This window comes from Kribbella sp. NPDC050124 (assembly GCF_044460355.1).
Classification (GTDB): domain Bacteria; phylum Actinomycetota; class Actinomycetes; order Propionibacteriales; family Kribbellaceae; genus Kribbella.
In genome coordinates this window covers 54,891-75,018 of sequence record NZ_JBITJU010000021.1, presented here as the reverse complement: position 1 = coordinate 75,018, position 20,128 = coordinate 54,891, and the positions used below count along the sequence as shown (strand labels likewise).

Genomic DNA, 20,128 nt, shown 5'->3' with positions numbered 1-20,128 from the left:
TCGGCGTTCAGGGTCGGCTCCTTCGATCAGGCGCTACAACAGCTTTCAGTTGTGAGAGTCTCCACGCTACTGCCTCGCCGCCACAAGCCGGGATGGTGGTCAGAAGGACTGTTCGAGGATCTGCCGGCCCACCGGCTCGAGCTGGGCCTCACGCCCGGTGTCCAGGTCGCCACCCCCGCGCGGTCGCTTGAAGGTGAATTGGACGGTCAGCACCACACCAGTACTGTCCTCGACCCGCAGATAGACCTCTTTGCTGTCGTCGTCCGACTGCCGCGTCGAGACCAAAGCCTGGCGCCCGGCCAGCTCGACCTTGCGCGGCGCGATTCCGGCACCAACCCTCCGATCGGTCACCCCGACCCTGACCTCGAGCGCATGACTCGGTTCGACGTACACGCAGGCGGAACCCTCGACGACTGGCCGGAGCCCGTTGCCGAGCACCCGCCGTACGGCGTCCTGACTAATCGAGCACACGACGTTGCCGTCCTGGCTCCCCTGCCGGTACACCTCGACCGCACCCTTCGGCTGCTGCACCGCCACGTACCGCTCGCACACCGGGAACTCCTTGGTGACCTCCAGATCGATACAGGCCCCTGGCTGCTTCGAGTCGTGGTCGGTCGGCTTCATCAGCAGCGGTGCCTGCGGCTTGGCTCCGCTCGGAACCGGACCGTCGAGCATCGCGATCAGCTTCACCGCGAGCCGTCTGCTGGTCCCGCAGTTCGGCGATCGCAGCACGATCTGCACCCACTGCTCGCGCGGATCCGGCTGCGCGGACGGGCCTTGGTTCCAGGTCAGCCAGCACTGCCCGTCGCCGTACGTGAAACCTGCCGTCCGTCCGCCGAGGCGAACGGTCTTGGGGAACTCGGAGAGCACCAGGTCCGGCCCGTAGCCGAGGCTGACCTCGGTGCCCCTCTGCCCGTTCGCCGAGGACGTGCACCCATCCATGGTGTGCGTCGGATAGCTGCCCACCTTGAAGCGGCCGCCGGCGCGCCCAACCAGCTTCTCCAGCGCCACGCACCCGCTCCACCCCGCGAGCGGCGCCTCGGCCGGGCTCGGCCGGCTCAGCACCGGTACGGCGGCAGTCGCAAACGCCTCGACCGTGCGGCAGTCGAGCGGGGCGGCCTTGTCCGGCCAGTGTCCGTAGAAGCTGACCGACCGCTCGAAGGAGACCGGCAGCGTTACCTGGCACGAGTCCTGGTCCCGCTTCACGTACGCCTTGGCACCGGCGAGCGTGCGCACCGCGCTGTCGTACCGGAACGGATCGGCGAGGCCGAGCTCGGCCCGGACCCAGGCGCTGCCGTGCTCGATCCGGCACTCGTGAGGATCCGTACGGCGAATCCGGTCGCGGACCGTGAAGCCGGGGGCCTTCGCCTTGGCTGGGTCCAGCAAGGCACAGGCATCGACCTGCGTCAGGCCGGCGATCACGCGCGCCTGGTCGCGATCGGTCGGCTTGGCCGCGGGCGGATGTACAGCTTTCGGCAGTGGCGACGGCAGCGGTGCCGGACTGGCAGAGCGTCCCGACTCAGCGAGCGAGTCACAACCGATCAGTGCGACGAGTAGGAGCGAGAGCAGGCCGAGCCGGGAAATCACCGGCTCAGCCTAGAGACGCCGAAGCTCAGGCCTGCGGGTCCTGGCCGACGCGGAGCGTCCATGCGTCGGTGCAGATGGTGGAGATGTGCGTGTCGACGTCACCCTCCAGTTGCTCGCGCAGCAGCCGGTCGGCGTCCCGCAGCCACGGCCATTCGCTCGCCCAGTGCGCGACATCGACTAGCGCGGGCCCCACGTCGTACGCCCGAGCCTCAGTCGCCGGGTGGTGCCGGAGGTCCGCGGTCACGTAGGCGTCCACACCGGCGGCGCGGACCCGGTCGAACTCCGAGTCGCCCGCTCCCCCGACCACCGCGACAGTCTCGATGATCCGGTCGGGATCGCCCGACACTCGTACGCCGTGCTCCGTCCGCGGAAGGTTGTCAGCGACCAGCCGGGCGAAGTCCCGCAGCGGCATGGGCTCGCGGAGTACGCCGACCCGTCCACCGCCGCGCTCACTCGGCAGAGCGGCCAGCTCGTAGATGTCGAAGGCCGGCTCCTCGTAGGAATGGGCTGCCTTCAAGGCCTCGACCACGGCACGCCGGTTCCGGCGCGGGACGAGCATCTCCAGCCGGTTCTCCGCGACCACCTCGATGTCGCCGACCTGCCCGATCGTCGGGTTCGCGCCTGCGAGCGGCCGGAAGGTGCCCTCGCCGGTCCCGCTCCAAGCAGCGCGGTCGTAGTCTCCGATACGGCCGGCGCCTGCCTTGGACAGCGCGTCGAGCATGCCCTGCGTCTCCTCGACCGGGACGAACACAACCAGCTTGTCGGTCGGCTCCGCCTGCATCGCCTTGAGCGGGCGGGTGTCCTGCAGACCGAGCGCCGCGGCCAGCGCATCGCTGACACCCGGGTTCGCGTTGTCGGCATTGGTGTGGCAGACGTGCAGGGCGGTGTTGCTCTTGATGAGGTCGTGGATTACGCGACCCTTTGGCGTCGTCGCGGCAACGCTGTTGACCCCGCGCAGCAGCAGCGGGTGATGCGTGACGAGTAGGTCGAAGTCACCGGCGATCGCCTCGTCCACGACGGCACGCATCGGGTCGACGGCGAACAGGATCCGCCGTACCGGCTGGTCCGGATCCCCGGTCACCAGCCCGACCGCGTCCCAGCTCTCCGCCCACGCCGGGTTGTAGAGCCGGTCGAGTACGGCGATCACGTCAGCAAGCCTCGGAGTCACGAGGCCCATCCTTCCACCGCGAGGGCATCAGGGATTGTGACGGGGGCAACCGCCCGGCGCCCCCGCCACAACCACACCCGCCGGTGCCGGCTCGGTGGGGCGACCGCCCCGCCGCCGCCACCGCACTCGTTCCGGCGGTTCGTCCCGGCCAAGCCACAGCCGCCAGGGGGACGACCGGGATGACCGGCACGGGCTCAGATCAGCCAGGCCGTGGTGGCACTCGGCAGCTTGTCGCCCTCGAGCGGGCCGCTGGACAGGACCACAGCGGCCTCGGGCAGCTCGATCGGTGCGGCGCCGAAGTTGGTGATGGATTGCCAGCCGCCGGGCCGGATGAAGTGCAGGACGTCGTCGCCGCCCTCGACCCAGGTCAGCGAGTTGCCCGTCTGCAGCCCACGCCGTACAGCGAGAGCCTTCCGGTACAGGCTGAGCGTCGACTCCGGGTCACCCTCCTGCGCCTCGACCGAGTAGCCGCCGAACCACTTCGGCTGGACCAGGTGCGAACCACCCGAGCCGAAGCCGAACGACAGTCCGCCGACCGTCCACGGGATCGGCACCCGGCAGCCGTCGCGGCCCTTCTCCGCCCCCTTGGACCGGAAGTACGCGGGGTCCTGCAGGTTCGCGGCCGGCAGCTCGCCGACCTCCTGCAGCCCCAGCTCCTCACCCTGGTACAGGTACGCCGAGCCCGGCAGCGCCAGCATCAGCAGCGTCGCCGCACGGGCCCGCCGCAGGCCGAGCTCCACGTCGACCGTCGGCTCGGTCCCGTTGCTGAGCAGCCACGCCTTGCCGTCCTGCCAGCTGCCGGACGGGTCCTTGGGCAGCCCGTACCGGGTCGCGTGCCGGACCACGTCGTGGTTGGAGAACACCCAGGTCGAGGACGAGCCGTTCTGCTCGGCCAGCGCGAGGTTGTCCTCGATCACCTGCCGGAACTTCGCGTACTCGAAGTCGGCCTGCAGCAGGTCGAAGTTGAACGCCTGCCCGAGCCCGTCGGCACTCGCGTACCGGGCCCGGCGCGCGGCCGGCACGAACGCCTCGGCCACCGCCGACCGGGGCGGGTCGTACTCGTTCAGCACCGTGCGCCACTCGCGGTAGATCTCATGCACACCGTCCTGGTCCCAGAGCGGGTGCGCTCCGTTGGACTCCGACTGCCGCGGCAGCGTGGTCTTCGAGGGGAACGGTTCGCTCAGGTTCTTCACCAGGGCGTGCGCGACGTCGACGCGGAAGCCGTCGACCCCGCGGTCCGACCAGAACCGGAGTGTCTGCAGGAAGTCGGCGCGAACCTCCGGGTGCTCCCAGTTCAGGTCCGGCTGCTCGGCCGCGAACAGGTGCAGGTACCACTGCCCGTCCTCGACCTGCGCCCAGGCGGACCCGCCGAACACCGAGTCCCAGTCCGACGGCGGCTCGTTGCCCTCGCCCTCGCGGAAGATGTACCGGTCCCGGGCCGGCGCGCCCTTGTCGGCGGCCAGCGCCTCGGCGAACCACTCGTGCCGGTTGGAGGTGTGGTTCGGGACGATGTCCACGATCAGCTTGATGCCCGCGTCGTGCAGTGCGCCGACGAGTACGTCGAAGTCGTCGAGGGTGCCGAGCCGCGGGTCCACGTTGCGGTAGTCGTCGACGTCGTACCCACCGTCGGCCAGGGCAGACGGGTAGAACGGGCTCAGCCAGACCGCGTCGATACCCAGGGACGTGAGGTACGGAACACGGCTGATGATGCCCTGCAGGTCACCCATGCCGTCGCCGTTGGAGTCGGCGAAGCTGCGCGGGTAGATCTGGTAGACGACGGCTTGGCGCCACCAGTCTCGGTCGGTCGGCGGCTGCGTGCTGGTCAAGAGAGCCTCACTTGGGTCGGAAGGCGCGGGGTCCAGGATGTCCAGGCGGTTGCGGATGTCCAGGCGGTTGCGGGGATGTTTCCTGCTGATTTATATATACTCTAAATTTAGATTCTGCAGTATTCTGCGCTTCAGTCCACGACAGGTCAAGGGGGTTTCATGGCGAAGCCATCGGCCACTCCGCCGACCGCGACGCCGCCGATGCTGCGCCGGGTCAACGCCGGGAAGCTACTCGGCGTGCTGTCCCGGGCCGGGGTGATGACGGGAACCGGCCTGATCGAGGCGACCGGCCTGACCCGGGCCACCGTGCACGCGGTCTGCAACGACCTGATCTCGATGGGCTGGGTGGTCGAGCACGACCCCGGCCGGGACGACAGCGCGGTCGGGCGGCCGTCGCGCCGGTTCGAGTTCAACAGCCGGGCCGGCTACGTGGTCGGGATCGACATCGGCGCGGGCAAGACCACCGTGCTGGTCTCGGACCTGCGTGGCGAGACGATGGCCAAGGCTGTGCACGCGGTCGCCGGCGACTCGACCGCGGCCGAGCGGACCGAGATCGTGCACGAGACGGTCGTCGAGGCGCTCGAGACCGCAGAGGTGCCGGACGCGCAAGTGCTGGCGGCCGGCGCCGGTGTCGCCGCGCCGGTCGACCGGGGCGGCAACCTCCTGGCCGACGACGAGTTCTGGCGGCGCTTCGACGCAGGGCTCGGCCGCCGGCTGACCGAGTTGCACGGCTGGCCGGTCCTGCTGGAGAACGACGCCAACCTGGCAACGCTCGGCGAGCACTGGCGTGGCGAAGGCCGCAACGTCGACGACCTCGCCGTACTGCTGGCCAGTGAGCGGTTCGGCTCCGGCCTGATGGACTCCGGCCGACTGCTGCACGGCAGCCGCGGCGGGGCCGGCGAGATGGTTTACCTCAAGCTCGTCGAGGGCGTCGGGGACACCCACGGCATCGCGCGGATCGCCCGCGAGGACGGCGCCGCGGCGGTCGCCGACCCGGCCGTGAAGACGGCGCTGCGAGCCCTGGCCGGCGACCGGCCGGTGACCGCGGAGCTGGTCTTCACCGCCGCGGACGCCGGTGACCAGGTCGCCCTGGACATCCTGCAGCGGATCTCCGCCCGGACCGCCCGGGTGGTCGCCACGCTCGCCATCCTGTTCAACCCCGAGCTCGTCGTGATCGGCGGAGCGGTCGCCGAAGCGGCCAAGTCGCTGCTGCCCGACATCGAGCAGCAACTGGCCGGCTTCACCAGTACGCCGCCACGCGTCGCCGTCTCGTCACTCGGCGACGCGATCGTGTCAGTCGGCGCTGTCCGGCACGCCCTCAACTACGTGGAGCAGAACGCGCTCGACCTGAGTCTCAGCTGCCGTCCCGGGTGAGCGCCCTGGCCATCGCCTCGAGCACGATGACGTTGCGGCCGGACGTCGTACCGACCGCGATCCCTTCGGGGACGAGCTCGCGATCCTCGGGGATACCGGTGCACAGGACGACGGTGTTCTCGCCGCGGCCCTGAAGCAACTTGGCCAGCGCCTCGCGCATCCACGGCGTGCGTACGGCGTCCTGCACCGCGATCACCAATGGCCGGCCGGCCGCTGCCGCCGCGGCGCGCTCGATGGCCCCTTCGGACTCTGAGTTGGCGCCGTCGAGGACGCGGTGCTCTCCGCGCAGTACCACGCCGTCCGAGCCGGGTGCGATCCGGCTGAAGACCTCCGGAAGCCCACTGAAGTAGGGGTTCCAGGCCGGGTGCAGGCCTTGTGTCAGGTCGACGACGTACGGCTGGGATCCGAGCGCGGGCAGGGTCTGGCTGGCGACGACCCGAGTGGCGACCTCGCGGACCGGGGCGCCGTCGAGGCCGGGCTGACGCGGACGAGTCCGCAACTTCTCGGCGAGCGCGCGGACCCGGCCGGCCGCATCGGCGAGCCGCTCGGCGTCAAGGGTGCCCGCGCCGACCGCATCGACCAGGCTCTTGGCGAGCGTCCGCGGATCGGCAGCGGCGAGCGCGACCATGGCGAGGTCGGCGCCGGCCCGGACGGACGCGACCGTCGCGTCCTCGATCGACTGGGTCTTGGTGATCGCCTGCATCTCGAGCGCGTCGGTGGTGATCACGCCGGTGAAGCCGAGCTCCTCACGGAGCAGCCCGGTGAGGATCCGGTGCGAGAGGGTGGCCGGCTGGTCGTCGTACGCCGAGAAGACGATGTGCGCGCTCATGATCACGTCGGCGCCGGCCGCGATGGTGGCCTTGAACGGCGCGAGCTCGACGTCGGTCACCTCGGCGATCGAGCGGTCGACCCGGGGCAGGTCGAGATGCGAGTCCACGGTGACGTCGCCGTGGCCCGGGAAGTGCTTCGGGCAGGCGGCGATCCCGGCCTCGTGCACACCCTCGACGAACGCGACCCCGTGCCGCGAGACCACGTCGGCGGTGGTGCCGAACGAGCGGGTGGAGATGATCGGGTTCGCCGGATTGCTGTTCACGTCGACCGAGGGCGCGAGCATCAGGTCGATGCCGAGACTCGCCAGCGTGGCGGCGGCGTCGCGGGCCGAGGCGCGGGTCAGGTCGACGTCGTCGAGGTCGCCGAGGATCCGCGGCGAGGCCAGCGGCCACGGGTTCGCCGGGGCGAGATGGCTGAACTCGCCGCCCTCGTGGTCGATCGAGACGACCAGGTCCGGCCGCTCCGATCGCAGCGCCGCGGTCAGGGCCTGGACCTGCTCGGCGTCGGAGACGTTGCGGGTCGACAGGATGACCGCGCCGAGCCCGGCCGCGACCGCGCGCCGCAGGTCGTCGGAGGCGGTGGTCCCGTCGAAGCCGACGACCAGCGCGCCGGCGGCATCACGTTCCAGGTGAGCGCTCATCCAGACACCCTCTCGCCCCGGTGGGGGCAGGCGCTACCCGAAACCGCTGTGGGTGCGCCGTCACGGACAGCTAATAATTAGCGCCGTGTGACCAGATCAGGGCGATCGTTGTCAGCTGATTGTCAGACCGATTTTGAGCGTGCAAGGACGGTTTCCGGACGGATTTGTGCGACTTACCCCTCGCTGTCCGGCCCGACTACAGATAACGTTGTCTCTCGACCTGACCGCTGTCGACGGAGCCCGCCACCGTGACCGCAAGCCCAGCAGACAACCGCCACTGACCCGGGGGGACGATGAGTGACGTTGCGGTGACCACGCAGGACACGGTTCTCGGGATCGACATCGGCGGCACGAAGATGGCCGCCGCTCTCGTGTCTGCGGACGGCCGGATCCTGACCGGAGACCGGATCCTGACCCCGCCCGGCGACGCCGACCAGGTGTTCGCCGCGCTGGCCGAGCTGCTCGACCGCGTCCGCGGCGATGCCGAGCCGCTGGCGGTCGGCATCGGTTCGGCCGGACCGCTGGACCAGCAGCACGGGCTGGTGTCGCCGGTGAACATCACCGGCTGGCGGAACTTCCCCCTGGTCGACCGGGTGCGCGAACTGGTCGGCGACGTACCGGTAACGCTCGGGGTCGACGGGCACTGCTTCGCGCTCGGTGAGTTCTGGACCGGTGCCGGGCGGGAGGCCGAGACGCTGCTCGGCATCGTGGTGTCGACCGGCGTCGGCGGCGGCCTGGTGGTCGACGGGAAGCCGATGATCGGGCAGTCGGGCAACGCCGCGCACATCGGTCACGTGGTGGTCGACCTGGACGGCGAGGCGTGTGCGTGCGGGTCGTTCGGGTGCGTCGAGGCGTACGCGAGCGGGCCGCGGATGGTCGCCCGGGCCAAGCGCCGGGGCTGGCGAGCCGATGAGGACGTGGACGCCGCCGTACTGGCTGCCGACGCTGCCGCCGGGGACGAGCTCGCGCTGGCAGCCTTCGACGACGGCGCGCAGGCGCTCGCCGCCGGCATCGTCGCGACCGCGGTCACCGTCGACCTCACCACCGTCGTCATCGGCGGCGGCGTCTCCAAGGCCGGCTCGGTCCTGTTCGACCCGGTCCAGGCCTGGGTCAAGCGGCTCGCCCAGCTGCCCTTCGTCACCGATCTCAGCGTCGAGCCCGCCCAGCTGGACAACGCCGGCCTCCTCGGGGCCGCCCACCTGGCCTGGTCCGCCCTTCGCTGAGGCCGTTTTCTAGCGCTGGGGAGCCTTAGCACACACCTAAGGCGTCCGCAAACGGGCGTCACGAGCAGCTTTGCGCAATTTTTACGAAGTTGCCCGGAAGTGTGTAACGACCGCGCCGCCGTCTCCGATGCAACGGGTGGATGGGGTGGGGGCACGTCATCCAGGGTCGGTCGAGGGGGCTCGGACCGACCGAACGGCCGGTCAGGGGGGTGGACCGGCCAGAACGCGAGTGCGGCGGAGAGGAGACTCTCCGCCGCCATCGCGTAGTAGGTGATCAGGTGAGGTAGCAACGTCCGCCAGCGTTGTCCGAGGCAACGCTCGACCCAAGGGACAAGTCCTGATGGACGTCGCGCTAGTCCTCCTCTTCGCCGCGTTCCTCCTGCTACTGCTGAACGTCGCCGCAGCTTGCGGCGTCGCCGCCCTGCACGGTTGCCTGCGCGGACGAGCCCTCGCCGGCTCGGATCCCGCCGCGACCGTCGCCGGCGCGGCCGCGGTCTGCTCACCGGAACCCGGTACGGGTCTGCGCCCGGGCTCGCCCCTGGGCTCCGGCTCGGGTTCCGGTGGGCGGATCGACGACCTGTACGCGCTACGGATTCGCGCTCGCGATCTACTCCCTGCTCGTCTGCGTGATCAGCGCCTCATCGCTGTTCCGCGGCAGAGCACGTGGCTTCGAGCCACCAGGGAGTGCGATCGATCCTCGGGAGGGATGAGGATCGTCGCGGGTTCTGCACCGTGAACGGTCGGCGGTGGTTGCAGGGAGGGCTGCCACCGGCCCAACCCCCGTCCACGGTGCAGAACAAGCTTTCCGGCTACCCCTTGAGCCACTCGGGTTCGGGGAGGCGGGAGCGGTCCAGGCGGCCGTTGTCGTCGAGCGGGAGCTCCTCGATCGGGATCAGGTCGGCCGGGACCAGGTAGATCGGCAGCTCCTTGCCCAGGTCGAGCATCAACCGGGCCAGAACCGCGGGATCGCTGTCGGCCAGGACGACGTACCCGAGCAGGCAGGTGTCACCGGCCGGATCCGCGCACGCGACCACGACCGCGTCGATCACGCCGGGCTGGTCCGCGAGCACGTGCTCGGTCTCCCCCGGCTCGACCCGGTGGCCGCGGATCTTCACCTGGTCGTCCGCGCGGCCGAGGTACTCCAGCGTGCCGTCCGCCCGCCAGCGACCGAGGTCCCGGCTGCGGTACAGTCGCCCGCCCGGGTGCCCCGGATCCGGCACGAACGCCCGCTCGGTCTCGTCCGGCCGCCCGATGTAGCCCTGGGCAACGGCCGCGCCGCCGAGGTGGATCTCGCCGACCGCGCCGACCGGCACCGGCCGCAACGCCTGGTCCAGCAGGCGTACGACGACGCCCTCGACCGGACGCCCGATCGACGGCCGGTCCTCGGCCGGGTCGACCTCGTGCACCGTGGTCACGATCGATGCCTCGACCGGGCCGTACTCGTTGAACAGCCGGCAGTCCGGGTGCGCGTCGAGGAAGTCCCGCACCTTGTGCGTCAGGACCATCGCCTCGCCGCCGGCGACGATCTCACGTAGCGCGGGCAGCTCCGGCAGGCGGCGCATCGTCGCGAGCAGTGCCGTCAACGGGCTGAACGCCATGAACAGCCGCTCGACCTGGTGGTCCCGCAGCGCCGCGATCACCGCGTCCGGGTCGTACCGGTCGTCCTCACCGATCAGCACCAGCGGAGCACCAGAGGCCAGCGAAGTGAACATCTCCTGCACGTGGACGTCGAAGCCGAACGACGTCCACTGCAACGTCCGCAGCGAGCTCCTGGTCGCCAAGTAGTGCCGGATCAGGTTGACGGGGCCGCGGTGCGGAACCAGCACACCCTTCGGGTTGCCGTTCGAGCCCGACGTGTAGATGCAGTAGGCAACGTCATCGGCAGCCGACCGGACCGGCGGCGGCTGCTGCGACCGCGGGTCGCCGTCCACCGCCGCGACCGGAACCAGCCGCAGCCCCAGCCGGTCCGCCAGCGCCGCGTCGTCACCGACCAGCGCAACCGCCGACGCGTCGTCGACCATGAACGCCCACCGCGACTCGGGTACGCCGGGGTCCAGCGGCAGGTAGGCCGCACCGGACTTGAGGACGGCGAGCACCGCGACCACGAGTTCGGTGCCTCGGGCAACCCGTACGGCGACCAGCTGCCCAGGCTTCACGCCGAGGTCGGCCAACTGCCACGCGACCGCGTTGGATCGGCGGTCCAGTTCGGCGTACGTGAGCTCGCGATCGCCCTGGATCAAGGCGATCGCATCCGGGGTCCGGGCGACTTGCTGCTCGAAGAGGGTGTGCAGTCCGCTGAGTTCACCGGCGACCACCGCGTTCCGCCGTACTCGGCCGATCGGACCGGCCGGGTCGAGGTCGCCTTCCAGCTCGTGCAGCTTCTGCAGGTCGGAGTCGATCGGCAGCATCAGGTCGGGCAGGCGGAGGTTCGGTTGCGTGGTCGCGCGGCGCAGTACGGCTTCCAGGTACGCGACCAGGCGGTCGACGGTGCTCTGCTCGAACAGGCCGGTGCGGTAGTCCGCCGTACAGGTGATCCTCGACTCGTGGTGCGTCAACCGCAGCCGCAGGTCGAGGTGCTTCGGCAGGTCGGTGTCGCCGTCCTCGAACTCGACCAGCACCTGGAACAGCGGGTCGCGTTCCAGTACGGCGAGATCGGTGCCGGCGTGGTCGAACGCGCCGGTCGTGACGTCGCGGACCCGGTGCGCCAGCACGCCCAGATCTGGCTCGCCGGACAGGTCGATGCGAATCGGCAACGGTCGCTGCGCCGTGGTCGAGGTGTCGCCCTGCGGCCGGGGCGGGGCGGTCCCGATCGTCACGTCGTCCTGGGCCGCGAACCGGCCGAGCACCGTGCCGACGGCGGCCAGCATCACCATCAGCGGGCTGATCTTGCGCTCCCGGCTGAACACGAAGATCGCGTCCCCGAGCTCCTCGGCCAACTCCAACTTGACCGAGCCGACCCCCTGCTCCCCTACCGGCCGATCCCCGGGCAACACCAACGGCTCAGCCCCGGCCAACGCCACATCCCAATAGGCCAGATCCCGCCGCCGAGCCTCCCGCTCCCCCTCCGAAACCTCAACCCCCGCCGGCCCACCAACCGCCGCAAGCTCCGCAACCACACCCTGCCCACCGGCCTCGGCCTGGTCACCCACCCCGCCTCCGGCGGACTCGCGCGCTTCAGCTGGCTTGACTGCCTCGGCTTGCTCTCCAACCCCGCCACCAGCGTGCTCGTCGGCTTCTGCCTCGTCGCGTGGTTCGGCGGCCGGCTCGGGGTCCTCGTCGTCGGCTGACTCGTCGGGCTCCTGCGCCTCAGCTCTCGCGGACTCCTGCGCGGGCTCGAGCAGTGCCAGCTGCTCACGCATCAGCTGGGTCACGCCATCGACCAACTGCCCGGCAACGCGCAACTGCTGAGACATCAACGCCGCCATCCCCGACCCCGGCAGCTCAGCCTCACTCGTAGCAGCCGCGGCCTCGTCAACCTTCGCAGCCAGCTCCGCCAGCCCGGTGCCCAGCACCGCCAACGCCGCCCGCGCATCAGTGACCGGCGCCTCGTCCACAACCTCAACCACAGCAGGCATCTCAGCCGATTCGTAGCCCTCGGCAACCACTTCGGACACCTCAGGCTCCGGCTTGGGCGCCTGGATCGCGACCGCGGTCGCCAGCTTGTGCGGCGTACTGAAGCTGCTGAACAACTCCTCCGCCGTCAGGCCGACCTCGAACCGCGCGTTGATCGCCTCGACCACCGGCGCCATCGACTCCGGACTCGCGCCCAACTCCGCGAACGTGTGGTCGACCGTGAGGTCGTACGGATCCAGCGAAAGTTCCTCGCACGTCAGATCCAGCACCACATCGAGCGATTCGCGATAGACCTCGGCCGACACCTCGTCACCCGACAACGAACCAGCCTGCGCCAAGTAGTCCGCATCCACCGCATGCGTCTCGGCCGGCAGCGCAAACACCGACTGATCCGCTGCCTCGACCTCGGCCTTGTTCTGGTCAGACTCGATCGCCTCGACCGGCGGGTCCAGCGGGATCTTCTTCACCGCAGGACCCGTGCCACTGGCAGGCTCGAAGACCACCGTCTGCGCCCGCGCCGCCCGCTCGAACGGACTCAACCGGGCGGCACCGTCGGCGCTCTCCGCGACAGCGGCAGACGTGTCGATCGGGTGATGCACCCGCCGGAACGGGTACGTCGGCAACGGCACCCGGCCGCCGTCGCCGTACACCTTGGACCAGGCGATCTCGGTGCCCTGCTCGTACAGCTCGGCCAGCCCGTTCATCGTCGCCAGCACCGGGTCCTGCCCGAGCCGCTGCGCCGGGATCCACGTGCTGTTCGGCGCGATCCGGCGACCGGCCGGACTCAGTACGGCGTCCGGCCCGAGCTCGATGAATCGCCGGCACCCGGCCGCCGTGACCGCCTCGACCGCGTCGCCGAACAGCACCGGCTGCCGCAACTGCCCGACCAGGTAGTCCCCGTCCAGCACAGTCCCGGACTCCAGCAGCTCACCCGACCAGCTCGAGACCATCGGCGTACGCAACGGCTTCAGCGTGATCTCGCGGACGATCGCCGCGAAGTCCTTGAGGATCGGGTCCACCAGCGAGCTGTGGAACGCCCGGTCGACGTCCAGCCGCTGCCACGCGACCTGCAACTGGTCCAGCTGCGCGGCCAACTGCCCGACGATCACCTCGGACCCGGTCAACACGAACGACTGCGGACCGTTGCCTGCGGCAATCTCCACACCCGGCGTCTGCGCCAGCTCGCGAACCCGGTCGGCATCCGCCCGTACGGCGACCATCGCGCCAGGCGCCGTGCCACGCTGCATCAGCTCGCCACGCTTGGCCGTCAGCCGCACGCCGTCCGCCAGTGACAACGCACCGGCCACGCACAATGCGGCGTACTCGCCGACGCTGTGACCGACCACGAGCGCGGGCTGTACGCCGAACGACTGCCACAGCCTCGCCAACGCCAGCTCGAACGCGAACAGAGCCGGCTGCGCGGTCTCGGTCGGCCACACGCCCTCAGACGAACCGGCCGGCGTCAGCAACAGGTCTAGCAGGCTGCCGCCGAACTCCTCGGCGTACACGCGGTCGCACTCGTCCAGCACCGACCGGAACACCGGGAAGCGCGCCGCAAGCCCAGCAGCCATGCCGCGACGTGCAGCACCCTGTCCGGTGAAGGCGTAGCCCAGTGGCCCGGGTCCGCCGCGCGGCACCTCCGCTGCTTGAGCTGTCGCGAGTACGTCGACCAGCTCGGCTTCTGACGAGCCCGCGACCGCGATGCGGTGCCGGTACGCCGGGCGGCCGAGTGCCGCCGTACCAGCGAGGTCGATGAGGCGGTGACCGGTGCCGTGGCCGAGGTCGGTGCGGTACAGCTCGACCAGGTCGGCGAGCGCGTCCAGGTCCGGTGCGGACAGCGGCAGCACAACCGGTCCGTCGTCGCCACGGCGGATCTGCCGCGGCGCCTCCTCCAGGATCACGTGCGCATTGGTGCCGCCGGCATCGAGTGCGCTGACGCCTGCGCGCAACGTCGTACCGGCCTCCCAGTCGCGGGCCTCGGTACCGATCACGAACGGGCTGCCGTCGAGGGCGAGCTGCGGATTCGGCTCCCTGTAGTTGATCGTCGGGACCAGCGTCCGGTGCTGCAGCATCAGGATGGTCTTGATCAGGCCGGCCATGCCCGCGGCGCTGTCCAGGTGGCCGATGTTCGGCTTCACCGAGCCGAGCGTGCAGAACCCGACCTTGTCGGTGTGCCGGCGCAGCGCGGTCGTGAGTGCCTTGACCTCGGCCGAGTCCGCCGTCGTACTCCCGATCGCGTTGGCCTCGATGTAGCTCAGCGAGTCGGCGGCGAAACCGGCCCGCTCCAGCGCGCGCTCGATGAGCTCGACCTGGTTGCCGGCGGGGGCGTCCTCACTGCTGACCGCCGTACCGCGGATGACGGCGTACACGGTGTCGCCGTCGGCGACCGCCTGGTCGAGACGCTTGAGGAGAACCGCGGCGACGCCGTTGCCGCCGACTGTGCCGTCTGCGGTGGCGTCGAACGCGCGCACCTGGCCGCTCGGGGACAGGATCGACTCCGGGGACGGGTGGTAACCCGTTGCCTGCGGCACCTGTACGGCGGCGGCGCCGGCGAGCGCGAGATCCGCGTCACCGGACCTGAGGGCCTGACACGCCAGATGTACGGCGACCAGCGACGACGACCAGGCCGACTGGACCCCGATCGCCGGGCCGGTGAGCCCGAGCCGGTAGGCAACGCGGGCGGCCAGGGAGTCGCGGGACTGGTTCTGCTTGGCGTAGAGGTTCATGCCGGAACCCGCGAAGACGCCGACGCGGCTGGAGGTTCCGGCGTACCCACCGTGCTCCAGCGCCTGGTAGCACACCTCGAGGAACAACCGCAGAGCCGGATCCATCAACTCCGCTTCACGATCCCCCAACCCGAAGAACCGCGCATCGAACGACTCCACCTGGTCCAGCGCCCCACTGACCGCCACCAGCCCGTCATCCGGATGCCCACCCGCCTGACTCACCTCATCAGGCGAAAACCGCCGAATACTCTCGACCCCACCCACCAGGTTGTCCCAGAACTGCTCCAACCCCTCAGCGCCCGGGAACCTCCCAGCCAACCCCACCACCGCAACCGGCTCAACAACCGCCGCCTTCCCCTTCCCCCCAGAAGGCACCGCAGGCTGAACCTCCGCGGCAGCGTCCAGCTCACCGGCTTCGGCCTCGGCGACTACCCCAGACCCCGCGAGCGCGGTCTCCTGCGCGCCCGACTCCTCACCCGATGCGGCCCCGGACTCCCCACCTACCTGCGCCTCGCGCCCCAGCTCACCTTCCGCGACGACGTCGGCATCCTCCAACGCCGACTCCGAAGCCGCGTCCTGCTCAGCAGGCGCCCCGACCTCGTCGCCCTCGGCAACCAGCTCCGCAGTTCCATCGCCCGACTCACGCTCTGGCGTGCCAACAACCGACTCGCCTTCTACGGCGAGCTCGCTAACCACCGCGGGCTCATCCTCCGCCGCGCCGTCACCCGCGACCTCCGCGCCGCCAGCCGCTTGCGCAGCCTCCACGACCTGCGCCGCAGGCACGTCGCTGGACTCGATCCGCTGCTCGACGCTGCCAGCCTCGAGCTCCGCACCTGACTCGGGTTCGGGGCCCGACTCACCCTCCGCGCTGCCTTCGGACGCGGCGCTCAGCTCCGCCTCACCAGACGACTCAACCTCGGCAGCCCCGGCAACCTGCTCCCCAGGCCCGTCGTTCGACTCAGGCTGTGGCTCGACCGTGCCGACCCGAGGCTCACCGCCCGCCTCGTCCTCCGCGGCGACCTCTTCGTGCTCAGCCTCGGAAGCCTCCGAGCCGGGCCCAGAGACGTCCTCCGCCCCAGCACGCGCCTCGACAGCCGCCGCCTCGACAGCGGCCGACTCGGCGCTGGTCTTTGGCTCTGGTGACGCCTCGCCTTCAGCAGCCTCGTCCTCTGCTGCCTCGTTTGCGACCTGCTCGGCGGACGCATCGCTCGGCTCAGGCGACGTCGGTACGGCGACCGGCTCAGCTCCCGCCTCAGCCTCAGCGCCGGGGTCCACCTCGACAGGCAACTCGCTCTCGGCAGCTTGCGCTACCGGCCCCGCTGCCTGGTCACCCGACTCGCCGCCTTCCCCGCTAGCGACCAACTCGACGTCCGCGGCAACCTCGACGTCCGCGGCCTGGTCATCCGCCGTCGCAGGCCAGGAGACAACCTCCGGCCCATCAAGCCCCTCGTCCTCCACCGCCTGTGCAGCAACCTGCTCGGCGGACGCATCGCCCTCCTCGGCCAACGCCCGTACGGCGACCGGCACCGCTCCCGCCTCAGCGTTGAGGTCGGCCGGCAACTCAATCGCAGACCCCGCAGCCGCATCGGCGGATGTCTCGGCAGCCTGCCCAACCTGCTCCGCAGGCCCGCCGCTCGACTCGATTTCCGCAGACCCGTCGCCGGGCTCGATGTTGCCGAGCTGGGTCCCAGTCTCCGATTCGGCCTCCGCAATGACCCCTTCGTCCCCAACCCGGGCGGCCTCCGAGTCGGGCTCGGAGACCTCCTTCGACTCTGCGTGTGCTTCGACGGCGGCCAACTCGGCACTGGCCTCAGGCTCTGCAGACGGCTCGCCTTCAGATGCCTCGTCCTCGGCTCCCTCGTCTGCGCCCCGCTCGGCGGACTCATCGCTCGGTTCAGCGGTCGCCTGGACAGCGGCTGGGTTGGCGTCGGCCCCAGGCTCGGCACCGAGGTCCGCGTCCGCGGGCAACTCGACCTCGGCAGCTTGTGCCACCGGCTCCACGGGCTGATCGCTCGGCTCGGCGGTCGCCTGGACAGCGGCTGGGTTGGCGTCGGCCCCAGGCTCGGCACTGAGGTCCGCGTCCCCGGGCAACTCGACCTCGGCAGCTTGTGCCACCGGCTCCACGGGTTGATCGCTCGACTCGGGATCCTGACCGGTCGCGACCGGCTCGTCTTCGGCGGTGACCTCGCCGTCCGTGCCGCGAGCGTCCTCCGAGACGGGCGCGGAAGCAGGTTCCGGCTCAGCCGACGCCTCGACGACGGCCGACTCTGCACTCGCCTCAGCCTCACCAGGCACCTCGGCCTCGCCCGACTGTGCGGCGGCCTGATCGGCCAACTGGGCGGCTACCTGCTCCGTGGGCTCATCGCCCGGCTCGACGGTGGGTGGCTCGGTGTTGGCGTCAGGGGCAGCGGGGCGCTCGGCGTTGGCGGGTTGTGCGTCGGTGGTTGTTGGAGGTGTGACGGCACCGGCCGCCACTGACACCGCCTCGGGGCCGAAGGCGGCCTCAGGACTGGGATCAGGGTGCGGCTGGGTGTCGGGCTGGACGTCGGCGGTGGCGACGGCTCCGGGGATGGGCTGAGCGTCGGGGGCAGGGCTGGCCTCGGTGACGGACTCGGCGTCAGGGGCGGGGCCGGCTTCGGTGAGGGTCTCAGCGTCAGCGGTGGGGCCGGCGTCGGGGGCGAGCTCGTCCGTGGTGGTTGGCTCGGCGGCCGTGGTGGGGTGGGCGCCGAGGATGGGGGCGTCTATGCGGCGGAGTTCTGTGGTGGCTTCGGGGTCTGTGGAGGGCTTGCGGGAGAAGGCGGTGCTGTCGAAGTACGCGTCGGGCTCGTCGTCGCTTTCGCGGTCCGCCTCGGGATGACTGGTCGTCTCCGCGTCGGGTGCGAGGTCGGTGGCGGCCGTCGGGCTCGGGGCGGAGTTGTCCTCGGAGGCCGCGGACGTATGCCCGGGCTGGGGGGTGCGGCTGGGGTCAGGCTCAGCTGCGGTGGCCGGAGCTGACTCTGGTACGGCGATTGGAGCCGACTCGGCTGCGGTCGGAGCTGACTCGTCTGCGGCGGTGGGGTCGGGGTCGGGGGCGGTGGCTGGAGCTGGCTCGGGGGTCGCGGTGGGAGCTGGGTCGGGTTCCGGGGTGGGGTGGCGGTTGGCGCCTAGGGTGGGGCGTTGGGGTGGGGTGGGGATGGATTGTTGGAGGGTGCGTTGCCAGGCCAGGCGGACTACCGGGAGTTCGGTGGTGCGTTCGGCGGGGTCTTCCTCCAGGGAGATGAGGGTGTCGGCGGTGGTGGCGTGAGGGCCTTCGCCGGTGGGGCCTGAGTGGGCGTTGGCTCCGGCTGGTTCGACGTACGGGTGGGCGGGGGTTTCCAGGGTGCCGTCGAGCCAGCGTTGGCGCAGGAGGGGGCGGAGGATCTTGCCGCCGGGCGTGGTCGGGAAGTCGCGTCGCGGGACGCCGACGACCTCCGCGGCCAGGCCGAGTCGGCCCTGGATCAGGCTGCGGATCGCCTGGTCCATCCCCGGGATCGACTCCGGCGTCAGCGCGTAGAACACGACCAGCCGGTCGGTCCCGCTCTCCGGGTCGGCCACCCCGCAGGCCGCGATCAGGCCGTGCTCGGCGCCCACCACAGAGGATGCGACGGTCTCGATGTCGTGGGCGTAGTACAGCTTGCCGGACATGATGATGCGTTCGCTGTCCCGGCCGGTGATGACGACCTGCCCGCCGGTGATGAACCCCTGGTCGCCGGTCGCGAGCCACTTACGGGCCGGCCAGTTGCCGATCGGGAACGCGAGCCGGTCCGCCTCCAGGTTGCCCAGGTACCCGGGCGTCACCCGCGCGGACGCGACCTGCAACTGCCCGATCCGGCCCTCCGGCAACACCGCGCCGTTCGGAGCGACGATCCGTACGGTCGTCCCCGGCGCAGGTGCACCAACCGACACCAAGCTGAGCACGCCCGGCGCCTCGGCCCGCGTCTTGCCGGGCCGCGCGACGGCAACCTTCCCGCTCGACGGCCGCTGGTCGACCCACTCGACGACGCCGGTCGGTGGGATCCGGACGCGATGCACGTTCGGCGTCAGCCCCGGCCGCGCGAACGTGATCCCGGTGACGGTCTCCGTCATCCCCCACGCCGCGACGAAGGTCTCCGGCACCACACCGAATCGGTTCGTCAGCCGCAGGAACTCGCTGGTCACCGGCACGGTGATCTGCTCGCCACCGCTGACCAGGCTGCGCAGCGCGGACAGGTCCCAGTGCCGGTCCGGCTCGCCGGCGATCGCCTGTGTCGCGAGCCGGTAGCCGAAGTTCGGTGACCAGGAGTGGTTGACCCGGTGCTGGTCCATCAGGTCGAGCCAGCGCAGCGGGTTGGCGAGGACCCAGTCGGTGTTGACGTGGATGTTCGTGCACCCGGTGAACATCGGCAGCAAGTGGTACAGCAGGAATGCGCCACTGCGGTCGAGCGGCAGCCAGTTGAGCGTCGTCTGACCAGGCCGCACCGGCAGCATGGCCGGCGTACCGGCGGCGAACTCGACCAGTCCGCGGTGCGTCAGCTGCACGATCTTCGGAGAACCGGTGCTGGTCCCGGACGACATCATCAGTACGGCGACGTCGTCGGCGGCCGGCCGGTGGAACTCCGAGGTCGGCTCGTGGCCGGCCAGCGCGTCCGGGTCGAGAACGGGCAGGCCGAGGTCGTTCGGCAGGTCGGACGGGCGGCCGATCAGCACGGTCCAGCCGAGCAGGTCGGTGACCTGGCGGAGTCGCTCGCGGCCCTCCTCGGTCCGGTCGCCGCCGGCGCTCGGCGCCATCAGCAGCGGCCGGATGCCGCCCAGCGTGCAGGCCCAGAACGCGGCGAAGAAGCCGACCGGCTCGGTGACGTGTACGACGGCCGGGTCGCCCGCGCGTACGCCGTTCGCCCGCAGGCCGGCCAGGATGCGCGCGGCCAGCTCGAGCAGGGTCGGGAAGTCGAGCTTGGTCTCGCGGCCGTCGGGTCCGATCTCGACCACGCCGGCGGCGCTGAAGTCGCGGGCGGCGCGCAGCAGCGCGCTCGGCAGATCGCGCGGGTACCCGGCCGGAATCATCAGGGCCGGTCCGGTGCTGATCGCCGGCCGGTCCACACCGCTCCTCACCACGCCGATGCCACCACCGCGAGCAGGACCGGTACGGCGTCACGCGGGAACGCGGGCCGGATCGTCACCAGGAC

The 20,128-nt window shown here is 70.8% G+C and carries 8 protein-coding genes; 3 read left to right on the top strand and 5 right to left on the bottom strand.

What is annotated here, in order from left to right:
* Positions 1-99 precede the first annotated feature (99 nt).
* From ACIBL3_RS35115 to ACIBL3_RS35105, 3 genes are all read right to left on the bottom strand, one after another.
* A complete protein-coding gene (locus tag ACIBL3_RS35115; RefSeq protein WP_396358170.1) occupies positions 100-1,587 on the bottom strand; it encodes a hypothetical protein in 1,488 nt (495 codons plus the stop codon).
* Positions 1,588-1,612: 25 nt separating this feature from the next.
* The gene (locus ACIBL3_RS35110) at positions 1,613-2,755 is read right to left on the bottom strand and encodes a Nif3-like dinuclear metal center hexameric protein (RefSeq protein WP_396358169.1); all 1,143 of its coding nucleotides are present in this window, start codon (positions 2,753-2,755) and stop codon (positions 1,613-1,615) included.
* A 194-nt stretch (positions 2,756-2,949) separates the two neighbouring features.
* Positions 2,950-4,482 (bottom strand): glycoside hydrolase family 13 protein, encoded by a 1,533-nt coding sequence (locus ACIBL3_RS35105; RefSeq protein ID WP_396358277.1) that lies wholly within the window; start codon positions 4,480-4,482, stop codon positions 2,950-2,952.
* Positions 4,483-4,740: 258 nt separating this feature from the next.
* On the opposite strand from ACIBL3_RS35105, the gene ACIBL3_RS35100 reads away from it, so the two are divergent.
* On the top strand, positions 4,741-5,955 hold the full coding sequence (locus ACIBL3_RS35100; protein ID WP_396358168.1) for an ROK family protein: 1,215 nt from the start codon (positions 4,741-4,743) through the stop codon (positions 5,953-5,955).
* Here the strand turns inward: ACIBL3_RS35100 and nagZ are convergent.
* On the bottom strand, positions 5,936-7,426 hold the full coding sequence (nagZ, locus tag ACIBL3_RS35095) for a beta-N-acetylhexosaminidase (RefSeq protein WP_396358167.1): 1,491 nt from the start codon (positions 7,424-7,426) through the stop codon (positions 5,936-5,938). The genes ACIBL3_RS35100 and nagZ overlap by 20 nt on opposite strands.
* Before the next feature lie 293 nt (positions 7,427-7,719).
* On the opposite strand from nagZ, the gene ACIBL3_RS35090 reads away from it, so the two are divergent.
* Positions 7,720-8,649, top strand: a complete 930-nt coding sequence (locus ACIBL3_RS35090) for an ROK family protein (RefSeq protein ID WP_396358166.1) — start codon at positions 7,720-7,722, stop codon at positions 8,647-8,649.
* Positions 8,650-8,989: 340 nt separating this feature from the next.
* A complete protein-coding gene (locus ACIBL3_RS35085; protein WP_396358165.1) occupies positions 8,990-9,385 on the top strand; it encodes a hypothetical protein in 396 nt (131 codons plus the stop codon).
* A 73-nt stretch (positions 9,386-9,458) separates the two neighbouring features.
* Here ACIBL3_RS35085 and ACIBL3_RS35080 read toward each other — a convergent pair whose 3' ends face one another.
* Complete coding sequence (locus ACIBL3_RS35080) at positions 9,459-20,054, bottom strand: amino acid adenylation domain-containing protein (protein WP_396358164.1); 10,596 nt, start codon at positions 20,052-20,054, stop codon at positions 9,459-9,461.
* Positions 20,055-20,128 lie beyond the last annotated feature (74 nt).

Bases quoted from the DNA above. Each gene is read 5' to 3' on its own strand.
- ACIBL3_RS35105 (WP_396358277.1), bottom strand. From the start codon at position 4,482: ATGGGTGACCTGCAGGGCATCATCAGCCGTGTTCCGTACCTCACGTCC.
- ACIBL3_RS35100 (WP_396358168.1), top strand. From the start codon at position 4,741: ATGGCGAAGCCATCGGCCACTCCGCCGACCGCGACGCCGCCGATGCTG.
- nagZ (WP_396358167.1), bottom strand. From the start codon at position 7,426: ATGAGCGCTCACCTGGAACGTGATGCCGCCGGCGCGCTGGTCGTCGGC.
- ACIBL3_RS35090 (WP_396358166.1), top strand. From the start codon at position 7,720: ATGAGTGACGTTGCGGTGACCACGCAGGACACGGTTCTCGGGATCGAC.
- ACIBL3_RS35085 (WP_396358165.1), top strand. From the start codon at position 8,990: ATGGACGTCGCGCTAGTCCTCCTCTTCGCCGCGTTCCTCCTGCTACTG.